Here is a 14,450-nt window from a genome sequence, read left to right as displayed (position 1 = left end):
CGCCGGCATGGGCCTTTACCCGGCGGCAAGATATTCAACCAGGGATCGTTCCTCGTGTGAGTTGATGAGCTCGCCAGCGCCCAGCTACTCCCCTTTATAAAGCCGACGTGAGGTGGCGGCTCAGTGGTTCTGACGAGCCGCGGCCACTTTCGCGATGTATCGCTTTTTCTCCGGTAAACTCATTGCGTTCAGCAACCTTGTCTCTGGCGGCGCGCTGACTTGCGGGGACGGCGGAGAAAGTGGGACTTCCTCCCCCGATGCCGCGGACCCGCGAAAACCGCCGGAAAATAAGGATTCCGATAAAGGCCGAGCCGGATTTTGTGACCACTACTGTGTACCACCTTGGGGGCGGACAAGGACTCGATTTTCAGGTGATTTCGAGGCGTCTCGCGATCGGCGCGCGCTGGCGGGGACCAGCGGCACCGGGGGTTCCGCGCGTCCGGTGCCGTTCAGCGCGGATACTGCTCGTCGCTGACCTTCTCCATCCATTCGACCGCCTTGCCGTCGAGGGATTCGGCGATGGCGATGTGAGTCATCGCGCTGGTCGGCGTCGCGCCGTGCCAGTGCTTTCCGCCCGGCGCGAACCACACGATATCCCCTGGCCGGATCTCCTCGATCGGGCCACCTTCCCGCTGCACCAGACCGCAACCGAACGTGACGATCGGTGTCTGACCGAGCGGATGAGTGTGCCAGGCCGTGCGGGCTCCCGGCTCGAAGGTGACCGTGGCACCGGCCACTCGCGCGGGGGCGCTCCCGGCGAATTTGGCGTCGATGCGCACGACGCCGGTGAAATACTCACTCGGTCCCTTTTCGGAAAGTTGCGTGCCGCTTCGCTTGATGTCCATCGTCGTCATCCTTGTTGCAGCCGAAACTCCTGCCGCGGGCTCGCCGGCGAAGGCGGATTTCGCCGCCGCCAGCGCAAGGCGGCGAGCGCCGGCGCGCCGGTTGTCGGCAGGACGAAGTCCAAGATCTCCAGCAGCGCATGACAGTCGTCGACGGCGCGGTGAGCCTGGTGGAAGTAGCCGGCGCCGTTCAGCAGGCAGCCCAGCTGCGCGCCGGCGAATCCGTGCGAGCGCCAGTTGACCTCGGTCGCGCTGCAGGCCCAGGCCATCCGCTCGAAGATCGGCCGGTAGCGCTCGGCGAACTTGCGATCGAAATTGCTGTTGTGCGCGATCGTGATGAGGCTGTCCTCGACGAAGGCCGCGACCGCTGCATCGTCGAATCTATGACCGGCCACGATCTCGTCGGTGATCCCGGTTAGGGCCGTCACCTCGGGCGGGATCGGAGCGGACGGTTCGTTGAAGGCGACGAACGTGTCCCGGACGCCGACGATGCGGCCGTCGGCCGTGTAGTCGAACTTGACGATGCCGAGCTCGATGATCTCGTCCTTGCGGTGGTCGAGGCCGGTCGTTTCCGTATCGAGTAGGATGGCCGTCCGGACCTCTTGCCCGACGGCTGCCGGGGCGTACATCCGCCGGGGGCGAGGCGGCGCAGCACGCGGTAGTCCCGCCACCGCGCGAGTGCCTCGGCCATCGCAGCCAGATGCGATGCTTCCTGAAGCATGTATTTCGAGGGGAATGCGATCCGATAGGTTCGGTAACGTCGTACAAGACCGTTTGCGAAGTGCACGGAGTATCGCAAAGCCGCGCAATTCACGGTGTTTTCGCGGATGTCGGCTTTGCTCGGTGGCATTCGAGGGTGTCGCGCGACCGATCGTCAATCGCTCTCATTCGGGCGCCCGCGATATCTCATCTTGGGAAACATCGGAATCCCTTGGGACGCCCTGACGCCGATCCTGCAAGTGCTGATCGCCGAACGGTTCAAGTTCGTCCTGATGCGCGGGACCAGGTTTCGACACCGTAGCGCGAAGCTGAACAGCCTGCGGCTTGAGATGAGGCTGACCGAGGATGATGCGCCGGCCGGCTGAAACGGCTTTGCCTCTTGAACAACTCCTTCTAACCTCCATATGCCATCCATTGACCATCCACATGGATGGCTCCTTGGATTGGAACTTACATTCATGGCTGACAATGTCCGCGAATTCCGGCCGAAGCCCCCGGACACCGAAAAGATCACGATCAACCTCGGCTACGTCGATCTCGGTCAGGTCGATCTGATGGTGCAGGAGGGGTTCTATTCGAACAGGACCGACTTCATTCGGACCGCCATCCGCAATCAGCTCGAACGGCATGGGGACGTCGTCAAGCAGTCGACGGCCCGGAAGAGTCTGGACCTCGGGCTGCGAAACTACACCCGCCAGGATCTCGAAGCGGCGCAACGCGCCGGCGAAATGCTGCACATCAACGTTCTCGGCCTGGCGACCATCGACCATGACGTCACGCCTGATCTGGCCCGCGCCACCATTGCTTCGGTATCGGTGCTCGGAGCCCTCCATGCCACTCCCGCGGTCAAGGCCGCTCTCGCCGACAGAACGAGGTGATGCGATGTTGGATCAGAACATAGTTCGCGAGGCCACTCGCCTCACGCGGGCAGGTCGATTGAACGAGGCCACTGCGCTCTTGCAACGCATGCTCCGCGGAGACGCTGCGCCTTCAGCAGCGATGGGCCGCGCAGTTCGAGTCGGGCCCGCGAGGCTCGAGCCGCCGATCCTCGACATGAAAGCCCACGTCGTCGAGGAGAGGGAAAGCGGACGGCCCGCGAAGCATGCGTCCGTCCTAGGACACAAACGTCCCGCGCCGCTCAAAGGCGTGAAAGACTTCGCGGGGCTCGGATTGCGGGGTCTTGGCAGGCGCGCTCCGCCCTCCACGTCGGACATCGTGCCCGATGGCGCAAGTTTCATCGCAGGCACATTCGGCAACGCGGCGGGAAGCCGCGCCTACAAGCTGTTCATCCCGAGCCGCACGCCCGGGCGACCGCGTCCGCTGATCGTCATGCTTCACGGCTGCACTCAGTCGCCCGACGACTTCGCCGCCGGCACCCGGATGAACTTTTTGGCCGAAGAGCAGAACTGCTTCGTGGTCTATCCCGAGCAGCCGCACGGAGCCAACCAGGCCAAATGCTGGAACTGGTTTCGCGCCGAAGACCAGAAGCGGGACGGCGGCGAACCTTCGCTGATCGCGGGCATCACCCGACAGATCATGCGCGATCACGGCATCGATCCCAATCGAGTTTACGTTGCGGGCCTTTCGGCCGGCGGGGCCGCGGCCGCCATCATGGGAGCAACCTATCCCGACCTATACGCTGCGGTCGGCGTCCATTCGGGCCTGGCGTGCGGAGCAGCCAGCGATCTTCCTTCTGCGCTGACCGCGATGCGGCAGGGCGGTGCGCCCGGAGCTACCATGAAGGCTTGCTCTCCGGTGCCGACCATCGTGTTTCATGGCGACCGCGACACCACCGTGCATCCCGACAACGGCGACCGGGTTCTGGATGACCTTGGCGACGCTAAGAGCCGGGAGGCCAGGGTGGTTCGCGGGCGAGTGCCGGACGGGCATTCGTATACGCGAACGATCCTGACCGCTACGCAGGGACGAGACATCTCAGAGCACTGGAGTGTCCACGGTGCCGGGCATGCCTGGTCGGGCGGCAGCCCTGCGGGCTCCTACACCGATCCGCGCGGGCCGGATGCGACGAAGGAGATGTTGCGCTTCTTCATGGAGCATTCGTTGAGCGGCTAATGAACTTCCCGTCGGCGCTCGGCCTTCGAGAAGACCATTCGGAGTCCGGCGACTGCAGACGTCATGCGTTCCAAATTAGGGCTGTCGTCGCCGGGCGTCAGGCCTCGCCAGGTCCGGAGAAGCTGGAAGCCGGCGGCGTGGTGCGCGCGGTCGGCAACGGCCGCTCGGTCGCCCCGGATGACCCTGGCTCAACATCGTCGTGATGCCAGGGTGTCGGCTTATGACGGCCCGGAGAGCGGGGTCGGGTGGTGCTTCGGCGCCATGGTTGCCGCCGGCTAAACGTCGTACGACGGCCAGCAGCCGTCCTCCTCGTGGCGGCCGGTGCGCTGCGTACATGTGTTGTCCACCGGACGCTGGCCGACGTCCCGCCAGGCCGCGTCCGGACCGTATAGGCGGACTGCGTCGACCTTCTGAATCTCGACGGTCCGGTCGCAGCGTCGGCAGCCCACCCCCAGTAAATGCCACGAATCTGGCCGAGCCGCAGCAGCCATCCGCAGGGGGCCGGTTTGCCGCCGTCGGCGCCGGCGTCTTCCAGGAGATATCCAGTATTCGGGCGGGAAGTCTTCATCCGGAGCCAAGGCCGCGTGCCGGAGGGGCCTTCCTGCCGACAGCGGCGGCCATCCGCTCCATCTGCCTGATCGGCATGCGCATGCTGAGAGGCGGTCGGTCGTTCAAGCAAGCGCGACGGCTCATCGCCCCAAACAATCATCTCGGCAAGAACACGTTCAAGAACATTGTTACCGATGACGAGCGATCTGCTTTCGTTCCGCGAAATCGCGCGGAAGCTCTTCAGAATTGGGGCGGGTCCCTAACTAAAGCTCGTGTAACAGCCGAGGCTGTCGTCTTGCTGCTTCGAACAAGATCGTGGACAACGGCGATTAGACGCCCGAAGAATGGTACTGTTGGTTCCCACCGCCCGGCAGCCTGAGAGAGCTATGCCCCTTGTAAAGACAACCAAAATTGCGCCCGCCGCAGCGAAGCGGGCGTTGCCGGGAAACGGCGCGAAAACGGACCGCGCGCTGGCGAAGCCCACGACATCGTCCGCGGTCTCCAAAGGCTCGAAAAAAGATAAGGTCTCTGAGCGGATAGCGGCGGCCACGGAGGAGTTGGCGAGTGGCCTAGCCGAGGCCGCGGCCGCAGCCGAAGAGCTCGGCCAGTCAATGGAGCAGATTTCCGCGGGTGCAGAAGAGGCCGCGGGCGCGACCCAGGAACAGCTTGGGGCGATCAAGAACGTTTCGGAAAATCTTGCCGTTTCTCGCCGCGAGGCGGAAAGCTCCCGGCGGCTGACCGACGCGACGCAAGTGCTGTTCGCGGAGGCCAGCACCCAGATTTCCACCTCCGTCCAAGCCATCGAAAAGAACGCGGAACGGCAAGTCGCGACCGGAAAGATCATCAACGAACTGGAACGTCGCGCACAAGACGTCAGTTCGATCACCGGCACGGTAAGCAAGATCTCCGATCAGACCAACCTCCTTGCCTTGAATGCGGCGATCGAGGCTGCACGCGCGGGTGATCATGGTCGAGGCTTCGCTGTCGTCGCCGAGGAGGTCCGGGCGCTCGCGGAGGTTTCCGACAAGAGCGCCATGGAAGTACAAGGCCTGTCCGAAGAGATCACATCGAATGTCCGCGGCGCGGTGGAGGCCATCAACGCCGCGGCCACCATGGCGACGGCCCAGTCCAAGGCCGGTTCGCTTATGGCGCAGGAGCTTGCGGCTGTTCGCAAGGACATGGCGGCGCTGGCCGACGGGTCTCAGGACACGCTGACCGCGTCTCTCGAAGCTGAGCGCGCTATTATCGAGGCGCAGAAGGGAGCCGAACTCGTCGCCGGCGCGGCCGAAGAACAGTCCTCAGCGGCTAACGAAGCACGATTGGCTATTAGGCAGCAGTCGGCGTCGCTGGATCAAGGGCAAAAGGCCGCGCAAAGTCTCGCTGTGCTTTCGGAACAGCTGCGTTCAGGTTCGGCCGAGGGATCGGCGCCTGAGCAGATCGCCAGCGCTGCAGAGCAGCTTTCCGCCACGATCCAAGAGCTTTCCAGCGCGGCAAGCCAAATCTCGGCCGCAGTCGAACAGATCAACAAGGGATCGACGCAACAAGCAGCAGCCGCGCAACAGACCTCGGCGGCTTTGGCCCAAATCGAAAAGAGCGCACGGATTGCGCAGGACCGGAGTCGGTTGGCGAGCGAGCGCGTTGCAGCAATGGAGAGCGTTCTTGTGAGGAGCCGAACCGCAGTCCGCGACTTGATCGCCGGCGTGGGTGACGCTCTTGACAAGACGCGGAGCACTCTGACCACGATTATTCACCTTGAATCCGTCGGACGCAAGATCGAGAAGATCGTCGATTCGATCGCCTTAGTCACGATCCAGACCAGCATGTTGGCGGTCAGCGGTGCGGTCGAGGCGGCCCGCGCCGGCGATGCCGGTCGCGGTTTCGCTTTAGTATCGAACGATATCCGCGGTTTGGCCCGCGAGGCTTCGGAGAGCCTCGAGCGCGTCAAGGACAGCGTGCGCAGCATTCTCGATCAGATATCTGTTTTGCGGCGAGACCTTGAGCATCTCGTCAGTGCGGCCGAACTCGAAGTCCAGAACAACCGCGCGGTCATCAAGGCCCTGGACAACATGAATACGGATGTCGCATCGCTGAGCGCCGCCTATCAGACGATTGGACAGGGGGCGGAGGCTATTCTGACTGCGGCGGGGCAAACCGCCGCCGCCGCCCGGCAGATAGCTACAGCAGCAGAAGAAGCCAATTCGGCCTCGCGTCAGGCTGCGACTGCGTCTGCGGAGCAGGCCCAGGGCGCCGACGACCTCGCGGCCGCGATCGAAGAGATAGCCTCCCTGTCGGACGAACTAAAAAAGCAGCATGGCTAATCCGGGCGAGGGCAGCAGCGACCAACGTTATCTGACCTTCAGGTCGGAAGAACGGCTATATGCGCTGCCTGCGGGGCAGGTCGCGGAGGTCATTCGCATCACGCCGCTTGCACGGGTTCCCCAAGCGCCGAAAAGCCTGCTCGGCCTCGCCAATCTGCGCGGCGTGGTGATGCCGGTCGCCAGCGTGCGCGCACTGCTTGGTCGCGGCGAGACCGCCTCGACGTCAACAGCAAGGTTGATCGTGCTCGATGGAGCTGCGCCGGTCGCGGTAGCGGTCGACGAGGTCGCCGCATTGGTGACGGTGCCGGAGTCCGAGATCCGGCGAGAGGACGCAGAGCTGGCGACCTTGGCCGGAGAGGAATTGCGGGGCGTATTTCAGCGCGGCGGCGAGATCGCGAAGATATTGGATCTAGACGCGCTTCTCACGCGTGCATTTCCGCAAACCAAAGCGAAACGAACCTCGCGCGCTTTGGCGGCGAAAGTCGATGATGCGCATGCCGCTATTGACGAACGTCGGTGGTTGCTCACGCTCGACGTTGCAAATCAGGAATATGGACTGGATTTGCAAGCGGTCCGAGAGATCGTTCCCCTACCTGATCACCTGACTCATCTGCCGGGCACCGACGAGGTCGTCCTGGGCGTGATGCCATACCGCGATACGTTGCTTCCGCTTCTATCCCTCAGGATCCTATTGGGATTACCGCCCGCATCGCTGACACGCAACAAGGTCGTCGTCGCACGGGTCGGCGACACTTCGGTTGGATTGGTCGCCGATGGGACGAGATCGCTCATCGCCATCGATCCTTCGCTCGTCGAGAAGGCTCCCCCGATCCTGAGCGCACGCGCCGGTGGGGAAACGCAAATCGCGGAAATCTATCGAGCCAGCAAAGCGCGATTGATTTCTATCCTGGTTCCGGAGCGCCTTTTTCGGGAAGACGTCATGCAGAAATTGACCCGTACCGACCGCGCGACGGATTCGCCGACCGTCCGTGCCGGCGAAAGGGGTACGCGAGAACTCCGTTTCTTGGCATTCAAATTGAACGAGGATGAGTTTGCGCTTCCAATCGAAGCCGTCGATGAAGTCGCCCGCGTTCCGGAGCAGATCACCCGGTTGCCAAGGACGCCCAAATTCCTGGAAGGCGTCGTCAATCTGCGCGGCGTGGTGCTTCCCGTGGTCGACCAGCGACGTCGGTTCGACATGCCGGCTGCCGAGAACACCGCCGGCCGCCGGCTCGTCGTCGTGCGGACCGAACAGCATCGCGCGGGGCTCATCGTCGATAGCGTGACGGAGGTCTTGCGGTGCTCGGCTGAAGCGATCAAGGCAGCGCCCGACCTGACGGGCGAGGCAGCCGGGTTGGTCCGTTCCGTCATCAACCTTGAAGAGTTCGGCAGAATGTTGCTGCTGCTGGATCCGTCGGAGCTTCTGAGCCGAGCGGAGCGGGGGTTGTTGGATTCCTTCAACAAGAACGCGTCTCTGAAAGAGACCGGGCGACCACACCGGTGATCAACGTCCTCGTCGTGGACGATTCTGCATTGGTGCGAAAATTGTTCGGAAAGGTTTTTGCCGAGCAGCCGGACTTCCGTGTGACCTTTGCGCGCCACGGAAAGGAAGCATTGGCTTCGATTGCCGAGTCCATTCCCGATGTCGTGACTCTCGACGTGCACATGCCCGAGATGGACGGATTGACCTGCCTCGATCGCATCATGATCGAGCACCCCTGCCCGGTCATTATGGTTTCGTCCATGACGGCGGACGGGGCCGATGCGACCCTGGAAGCTCTCAGGCTCGGGGCTGTAGATTTCGTTGCGAAACCCACCGGCGCAGTTTCGCTCCATATTGACGAAATGGCGCCCGCACTGGTGGCCAAGGTTCGCGAGGCCGCAGGAGCGCGTCTTAAGCGATCCCTCCGGCTGAGGGAGCGCGTTCGGCACCAGATCGGCGGGCATAAGGCTACCGTCGCCTCCCCGTCGCGGAAGAAGAGCACGCCGGCCGCGTCCGGAAATGGGCTAGTCCTGGTCGGCGTCTCGACCGGCGGGCCGCCGGCGCTGGAAGCGCTTTTGACGGCCCTTCCGGCTTCGTTTCCATGGCCCATATTGGTGGCCCAGCACATGCCGGACAAATTCACCGGGTCGCTGGCCAGACGTTTGGACGGGCTCTGCGAATTGACCGTCACCGAGGTCCGCAAGCCGATGCCGCTGCAGCCTGGCTTTGTCTATATTGGGCGAGGCGATGCGGACATAGTCGTCTCGAAACGTGGCACTGGCCTCGTTGTCACGGCCGCGCCTGCGCTGGACTATCCGTGGCACCCCAGCGCCGACCGGCTAGTCCGTAGCGCGATGAACCATATGGCCGCAGACCAGTTGATCGGGGTCCTCATGACGGGCATGGGCAACGATGGGGCGGAGGCGATGAAACTTCTTCAGAGCGGGGGCGGAAAGACAATCGCGGAAGCCGAGGAAACGGCCGTTGTCTGGGGCATGCCCGGCGAACTCGTCAAATTGGGCGGAGCGGATTTTGTCGTTCCGCTGCCGAATATCGCGGCCCAACTCGAAAGGCTGGTACCCTGATGCCCCTGGTCAAACGAAGCGCCAGCGAGACAGCAGCCCCCTTGCTCGATGCGTCGACATTGACGGCAGCACTGGCCGGCGGCCCCACCGATGAACGCTGGACCGCGGCACGGGCGGCGGCCGAACTGCCGAACGGACTTGCGCTTCTGAGCGACGCTCTTTCCCGCGAGGCCGATCCGCGCGTCAGAGAGGCGATCTTTACGAGTATCGCCCGCACGCGGATACCTGAAAGCGCTGCGGCGTTGTTGCCCTATCTGCGTTCGGACGATGCGAGCTTGCGTGCCGGCGCGCTAGATGCGCTTCGCGCTATGCCCGAGGCAACCGCACCGCATCTTCCCGGACTCCTGACCGACAAGGACGCAGATGTCCGCATACTGGCCTGCGAACTGGTCCGCAATCAACCGGTCGGCGAGGCGAACCGGCTGCTGCGGCCCATTCTCGCGACCGAAAGTCAGGCCAACGTTTGCGGCGCTGCCGTCGAGGTGCTGGTTGAAGTCGGTGGGCCCGACCTGCTGCCGCTTCTGGCGGAATGCGCCGGACGCTTTCCCGACGACCCTTTTCTCGGTTTTGCGATCCAGGTCGCCAGCGATCGTATCGGTTTACAAGCATCGAACCGTGGCTGAAACCCCGATCGTCACAGAAGACGATTTCCGCAGGCTCGCCGAGTTTCTATATCGGCGGACGGGAATGGCGTTTACCGAAGCGAAACGATACTACGTCGAACGACGCATCGCCGAGCGCATGACCGCGACGTCGATCGACAGCTTTCCCGCGTATTTTGCCTTTCTGCGCAGCGAAATCCGGGACGAGGTCGAGCACATCATCAACGCCTTCACGGTCAACGAGACGTATTTTTACCGCGAGGATCATCAACTCGAATGCTTGACCAAGGACCTGCTGCGCGAGCGCATCCAGGAAAAGCGGCGCGGGGACGCGATACGGATATGGTCGGCGCCATGCTCGACCGGCGAGGAGCCATATTCGATTGCGATTTGGCTGCTTGAGAACTGGTCCGAGGTCGACAATTTCAACATCGAGATCGTGGGCTCCGACATCGATACACGCGTGCTCGGGGCGGCCAGCGCCGGCATCTTTGGGAAGCGCGCGCTGATGCGCCTGCCACCTGATCTCGTTGCCCGATATTTCGAGCAGCTCGACGATGAGCGCTGGCTCATTCTCGACGATCTCCGACAATCCGTGCAATTTTCCCGAGTCAATCTCGTTGAAACCCGCCAGACGCGCCCACAGGGCCAATTCGACGTGATCTTCTGCCGGAACGTCCTGATCTATTTCGACGACGAATCGCGGCGTGTTGCTGCCGAAAACCTCTATGATAACCTCCTTCCGGGTGGATTTATTTGCCTTGGACATACGGAATCCATGAGCCGGATTTCGCCGCTGTTCGAGGTCTGCCGGTACTCCGACGCTATCGTCTATCGCAGGCCCCGGGAGATGAAACCATGACACCAGACGGCAAGAAGAGCGTCCTGGTGATCGATGACGCGTCTCTGGTGCGAGCCTACTATCGCCAGGCGCTTGAGAAAGCCGGCTATCGGGTCGATGAAGCCATGAACGGTCTTGAAGGCCTGGAGAAGCTGCTGATGCACCCCTTCGACGTCGTCATCGTCGATGTCAACATGCCGCAAATGGACGGTATGACTTTTCTCAGCACGCTGCGATCCAAAGACCTTCCCCTCGCTGGGATCCCGGCATTGGTGACGAGCACTGAAGCAGGTGAGCAAGATGTCGTCGCCGCGCGGCGTGCGGGGGCCAACTACTATGTCGTGAAGCCGATTTCGCAAGAGGCCTTGGCCAACTACATCGATCTGCTCGCCGGAGTTGCCCGATGAACGAATTCGTCGAGCAATTCCTACTAGAGGCGCGTGAACTCGTCGAGCAAGGCACGAATGATCTGCTTGCACTGGAGAAAGGGAAAGGTGGCAAGGAGACGATAGACGCACTGTTTCGGGCATTTCACACCTTGAAGGGAGCCGCCGGGATCGTGGAGTTCGCAGCGATGGGACGTGCGCTCCACGCCGCCGAGGAAACGCTGTCGGAAGTGCGGAATGAAACGAGAGAAGTAACGCCGACGCTGGTGGACGATTGTCTCGGTTGCCTCGATCAGATCACCCGATGGCTCGACGAGATGGAAACTACCGGCGAACCGCCGAGCAACGCGGATGCTGTCGCCGATGTCATTGTCGATAAATTCGTCAGCAAGAATCACGATGCCGACGACGGTCGCCCGCGCGCCAGCGCCGATGGGGCTTGGTACGAGTCCTTGCGCAATCTTCACGGCAACAAATTACCGGCGGCCGGCGTCGCCTTGCATTTTCGACCCGACGCCGACGCGTTCTTCCGCGGCGAGGATCCTTTGGCGCGGTTGGCGCGAGTTCCTGAGCTCGTCGTGGTCGATCTTGCGTTGCCTGACGGAATGCTTCTCGATGAAATCGATCCGTTTTCCTGTGTGCTGGAAATCGTCGCGGTTTCGCGGGCTTCGAAAGATCTAGTTTGGGTGGCCTTCGAAGGCGCGCCCGGCGTCCTCGACATCGTCGAATTGCACGCCAACGCGGTCGAACTGCGGCAGGACCTGCAATCCCTGCTGCAAGCTCAAGTCCTTCTGTTAAATGAGAAGGGGACGGAAGGTCGGTTGGGACGGATGGCCGCTGCCGGCAGGGCCACCATCAACATCCTGCAGCACGAGGGGTTGCTAGATGCGGCCGCCAGGATCGCCACATTGCTGGAAACTTGTCTGGTCGAGGGGGATGCGACCACCCTGATCGCGGCCATTCAGAGCATACTCGATAGTCCAACCGGGGTCGAGAGTGCGCCACATCAGAACACGGCAGTCCGTGCACGAGCACCGACAAACCGCGTCATGCGGATCGAATCGTCCCGTATCGACGCTTTGGTCAATCTGGCGGGCGAGCTGACCGTGACCAAGAATGCATTTGGCCACATCGCGGCACTGGTTCAGAACGGTGTCGATCCCAAGGAGCTATTGGCCGATCTGCGGGAACAGCAAGCGCGCCTGGACAGGCTCGTCGGCGAGTTGCAGCGCTCCATCCTCAAGATCCGAGTACTACCGCTTCGGCAGGTTTTTCAGCGCTTTCCACGCCTGGTCCGCGAAATCTCGGCGAGCATCGGAAAGTCCGTCACGTTTGTCGCCGAAGGCGAATCCACCGAAGCAGACGCCACCGTCGTCGAGAGTCTGTTCGAACCGCTCCTTCACATTATTCGCAACGCAATCGACCATGGCAGCGAAGACCCAGCAACACGGAAGGCGGTCGGGAAAGCTCCGTCCGCGAACATCGTCTTGCGAGCCCGGCGGCAACTCGAGAACGTAATCGTCGAGGTCGAAGATGATGGGCGCGGCATCGATGTCCGGCGCATCCGGGAGGTTGCTGCAGACCGCGACTTGCTGCCGCAGGCGTCGTTAAGTGAAATGAGTGACAACGAAATCATGCAGCTCATCTTTGCGCCGGGGTTCTCCACCTCAACTGAGGTGACGGGATTGTCCGGCCGCGGTGTCGGCTTGGATTCCGTCAAGGCGGCCGTCGAGCGGATCGGAGGGACCGTCGGCGTCGAGAGCTACTCCGGCCAAGGCAGTAAAGTACGGCTGACCTTGCCCTTTACGGTGATGGTGACCAAAGTCATGACCGCCGAAGCGGCCGGCCAGGTCTTCGGGTTTGCGCTGGATACGGTCGTCGAGACGGCAAGCGTACCTCGCAAGGATCTCGCCGCCGTCGGCCGCAGTCGCGCGTTCGTCCTGCGTGATAGGACGATACCATTGATAAACCTGGCCGAAAGCCTTGGTCTGCCCGAGTCGCAAGAGGCAACCGAGGAGGCCAAGATTGTAGTAACATCGTCATCCGGCTACCTCGGCGGAATCGAGGTCGATAGGCTCGGTGAGCGCATGGATATAATGCTCAAGCCAATGGACGGATTACTGAAAAACATGCCCGGAGTGGCAGGAACGACCCTGCTTGGCGATGGTCGCGTTCTGATCGTGCTGGACGTTCAGGAGTTGTTCGAGTGACGATAAAGCTGGGCGGCATCGGCGAAATTCTGTTGATCGGCGACTGTTCGGTCGAGGACGCTGATATGCTGCTTCAGAGATTGCTGGAGGACCCCAGTGTTACAGTAGACTGGACTAAGTGCACTAAGGCACACACTGCCATTATCCAGGTTCTCATAGCAGCCAGACAGCTTCCAGAAGGGGTGCCGAGGGACGGTTTCCTAGAGGCAATGGTTGGTCCGGCACTTCGACGCGGCCGGGAGGCAAACTTGGCCTTCCCGGAACGCCCAGGAGATGCGAAACAGCCAAGTAACACCATCGCTGAAACTAAACGCCCTGCGGGACAAGAATGACCTACAAGCTTCTCATCGTCGACGACAGCAAGCTGGCCCGGATGTCCGCGGCCAAGGCTCTTAACGCACTCTACCCCGACTGGACCCGCCTCGAGGCGGCGACCGCCGACGAAGCGGTGTCAATGGGAAGCAGCAACTCGTTCGACATGGCGCTACTGGATTTCAACATGCCGGGACGTGATGGCCTGCAATTGGCTGCCGAGCTCAAGGCCGCCAATCCATCCATGCCAATTGCCATCGTCTCTGCCAATCATCAGGAAGAGATTGTAGCGCGTGCGCACGCCATTGGAGCGACCTTCTTGCAGAAGCCCCTAACGCAGCATGCTTTGGGAAAGTTTCTTGAAGCTGCAGTTGCCCAGCTTCAGGCGGAGAGTAAATGACAACCAAGCCGACCGTGATGCTTTCGGAATTGCAACTTGATGCCTTGACCGAGCTGGTCAACATCGGGGTCAGCAAAGCCGCGAATAGCTTGCGAGCGATGGTGGGTGCGCAGGTGCACTTGTCCGTACCAACCGTCGCCCTGGTCAGTCGGGGTGAAGCGATCGGAATTCTGTCGGAGCGAGAGATCAAGAATCTCGTTGCTGTCCACCAAGTGTTCGAGGGCGATATTACCGGCCGCGCTCTCCTGATATTTCCAGAAACCAAGAGTCTAGAGCTAGTCAGGGCCATCACCGGCGGCGACCTTCCTCTGGAAGATATCATCGAGCTGGAACAGGAAGCGTTGGCGGAGACCGGCAACGTACTGCTCAACAGCTGTCTTGCGACCATCGCAAATATGCTGCACCGAAGTCTGAAGATGTCTTTGCCTGAGGTCCTTCGAGGCAATGCGACCACGTTCTTCAGTCTCGCTCCGCCACCCGAAGCTGGTGATGTGGTGATGTTTCTCTACATCGACTTCGCCGTTCGTGAGCGCGATATTAGTGGCTACATCGCCATGATCATGGATCTTCCCTCCCTCACCGCGCTAACGCATTTGCTGGACGAGTTCATCGAACGGACGACCGGCTAG

General features: G+C 61.8%; 14 protein-coding genes. 12 read left to right on the top strand and 2 right to left on the bottom strand.

The annotated features are described in order from the left end of the window. Window positions 1–449: 449 nt before the first annotated feature. Together ML401_RS27185 and ML401_RS27180 are read right to left on the bottom strand one after the other, a co-directional pair. On the bottom strand, window positions 450–845 hold the full coding sequence (locus ML401_RS27185) for a cupin domain-containing protein (protein WP_285807566.1): 396 nt from the start codon (window positions 843–845) through the stop codon (window positions 450–452). Window positions 846–850: 5 nt separating this feature from the next. Beyond that, complete coding sequence (locus ML401_RS27180) at window positions 851–1,720, bottom strand: 3'-5' exonuclease (protein ID WP_376717313.1); 870 nt, start codon at window positions 1,718–1,720, stop codon at window positions 851–853. Between the two features lie 33 nt (window positions 1,721–1,753). Here ML401_RS27180 and ML401_RS27175 point away from each other — a divergent pair, with 33 nt between their 5' ends. The 12 genes from ML401_RS27175 to ML401_RS27120 all read left to right on the top strand — a co-directional run bounded on the left by ML401_RS27175 (window position 1,754) and on the right by ML401_RS27120 (window position 14,450). Continuing rightward, window positions 1,754–1,927 carry a hypothetical protein gene (locus ML401_RS27175; RefSeq protein WP_285807565.1) on the top strand — a complete coding sequence of 58 codons (174 nt, stop codon included), beginning with the start codon at window positions 1,754–1,756 and terminating at the stop codon, window positions 1,925–1,927. 93 nt (window positions 1,928–2,020) lie between these two features. After that, complete coding sequence (locus ML401_RS27170; RefSeq protein WP_285807564.1) at window positions 2,021–2,440, top strand: CopG family transcriptional regulator; 420 nt, start codon at window positions 2,021–2,023, stop codon at window positions 2,438–2,440. Window positions 2,441–2,444: 4 nt separating this feature from the next. Continuing rightward, window positions 2,445–3,635 carry a PHB depolymerase family esterase gene (locus ML401_RS27165; RefSeq protein ID WP_285807563.1) on the top strand — a complete coding sequence of 397 codons (1,191 nt, stop codon included), beginning with the start codon at window positions 2,445–2,447 and terminating at the stop codon, window positions 3,633–3,635. Between the two features lie 935 nt (window positions 3,636–4,570). After that, complete coding sequence (locus tag ML401_RS27160) at window positions 4,571–6,502, top strand: methyl-accepting chemotaxis protein (protein ID WP_285807562.1); 1,932 nt, start codon at window positions 4,571–4,573, stop codon at window positions 6,500–6,502. Continuing rightward, window positions 6,495–8,006 (top strand): chemotaxis protein CheW, encoded by a 1,512-nt coding sequence (locus ML401_RS27155; protein ID WP_285807561.1) that lies wholly within the window; start codon window positions 6,495–6,497, stop codon window positions 8,004–8,006. The genes ML401_RS27160 and ML401_RS27155 overlap by 8 nt, the downstream gene beginning before the upstream one ends. Beyond that, entirely contained in the window at window positions 8,003–9,070 is a 1,068-nt protein-coding gene (cheB, locus tag ML401_RS27150; RefSeq protein WP_285807560.1) for a chemotaxis-specific protein-glutamate methyltransferase CheB, read from the top strand. The genes ML401_RS27155 and cheB overlap by 4 nt, the downstream gene beginning before the upstream one ends. Beyond that, the gene (locus ML401_RS27145; RefSeq protein ID WP_285807559.1) at window positions 9,070–9,693 is read left to right on the top strand and encodes a HEAT repeat domain-containing protein; all 624 of its coding nucleotides are present in this window, start codon (window positions 9,070–9,072) and stop codon (window positions 9,691–9,693) included. Before cheB ends, ML401_RS27145 begins: the two co-directional genes overlap by 1 nt. Before the next feature lie 64 nt (window positions 9,694–9,757). Continuing rightward, window positions 9,758–10,534, top strand: a complete 777-nt coding sequence (locus ML401_RS27140) for a protein-glutamate O-methyltransferase CheR (RefSeq protein ID WP_376717390.1) — start codon at window positions 9,758–9,760, stop codon at window positions 10,532–10,534. Beyond that, window positions 10,531–10,920 carry a PleD family two-component system response regulator gene (locus ML401_RS27135; RefSeq protein ID WP_285807557.1) on the top strand — a complete coding sequence of 130 codons (390 nt, stop codon included), beginning with the start codon at window positions 10,531–10,533 and terminating at the stop codon, window positions 10,918–10,920. Before ML401_RS27140 ends, ML401_RS27135 begins: the two co-directional genes overlap by 4 nt. Continuing rightward, window positions 10,917–13,109, top strand: coding sequence for a chemotaxis protein CheA (locus ML401_RS27130; RefSeq protein ID WP_285807556.1), 2,193 nt, complete (start codon window positions 10,917–10,919; stop codon window positions 13,107–13,109). The genes ML401_RS27135 and ML401_RS27130 overlap by 4 nt, the downstream gene beginning before the upstream one ends. 328 nt (window positions 13,110–13,437) lie before the next feature. Beyond that, window positions 13,438–13,821: a response regulator transcription factor gene (locus ML401_RS27125; RefSeq protein WP_285807555.1), complete on the top strand. Its 384-nt coding sequence runs from the start codon at window positions 13,438–13,440 to the stop codon at window positions 13,819–13,821. Next, window positions 13,818–14,450, top strand: a complete 633-nt coding sequence (locus tag ML401_RS27120; RefSeq protein ID WP_212029305.1) for a chemotaxis protein CheC — start codon at window positions 13,818–13,820, stop codon at window positions 14,448–14,450. The genes ML401_RS27125 and ML401_RS27120 overlap by 4 nt, the downstream gene beginning before the upstream one ends.

It is taken from the genome of Bradyrhizobium sp. 62B, assembly GCF_030272265.2.
GTDB lineage: Bacteria > Pseudomonadota > Alphaproteobacteria > Rhizobiales > Xanthobacteraceae > Bradyrhizobium.
The sequence above is the reverse complement of the archived record's forward strand: the minus strand, read 5'-3'. Positions and strand labels throughout refer to the sequence as shown.

Bases quoted from the DNA above. Each gene is read 5' to 3' on its own strand.
- ML401_RS27135 (WP_285807557.1), top strand. From the start codon at position 10,531: ATGACACCAGACGGCAAGAAGAGCGTCCTGGTGATCGATGACGCGTCT.
- ML401_RS27120 (WP_212029305.1), top strand. From the start codon at position 13,818: ATGACAACCAAGCCGACCGTGATGCTTTCGGAATTGCAACTTGATGCC.
- ML401_RS27130 (WP_285807556.1), top strand. From the start codon at position 10,917: ATGAACGAATTCGTCGAGCAATTCCTACTAGAGGCGCGTGAACTCGTC.
- ML401_RS27170 (WP_285807564.1), top strand. From the start codon at position 2,021: ATGGCTGACAATGTCCGCGAATTCCGGCCGAAGCCCCCGGACACCGAA.
- ML401_RS27145 (WP_285807559.1), top strand. From the start codon at position 9,070: ATGCCCCTGGTCAAACGAAGCGCCAGCGAGACAGCAGCCCCCTTGCTC.
- ML401_RS27185 (WP_285807566.1), bottom strand. From the start codon at position 845: ATGGACATCAAGCGAAGCGGCACGCAACTTTCCGAAAAGGGACCGAGT.
- ML401_RS27160 (WP_285807562.1), top strand. From the start codon at position 4,571: ATGCCCCTTGTAAAGACAACCAAAATTGCGCCCGCCGCAGCGAAGCGG.
- ML401_RS27165 (WP_285807563.1), top strand. From the start codon at position 2,445: ATGTTGGATCAGAACATAGTTCGCGAGGCCACTCGCCTCACGCGGGCA.
- ML401_RS27140 (WP_376717390.1), top strand. From the start codon at position 9,758: ATGGCGTTTACCGAAGCGAAACGATACTACGTCGAACGACGCATCGCC.
- ML401_RS27155 (WP_285807561.1), top strand. From the start codon at position 6,495: ATGGCTAATCCGGGCGAGGGCAGCAGCGACCAACGTTATCTGACCTTC.
- ML401_RS27125 (WP_285807555.1), top strand. From the start codon at position 13,438: ATGACCTACAAGCTTCTCATCGTCGACGACAGCAAGCTGGCCCGGATG.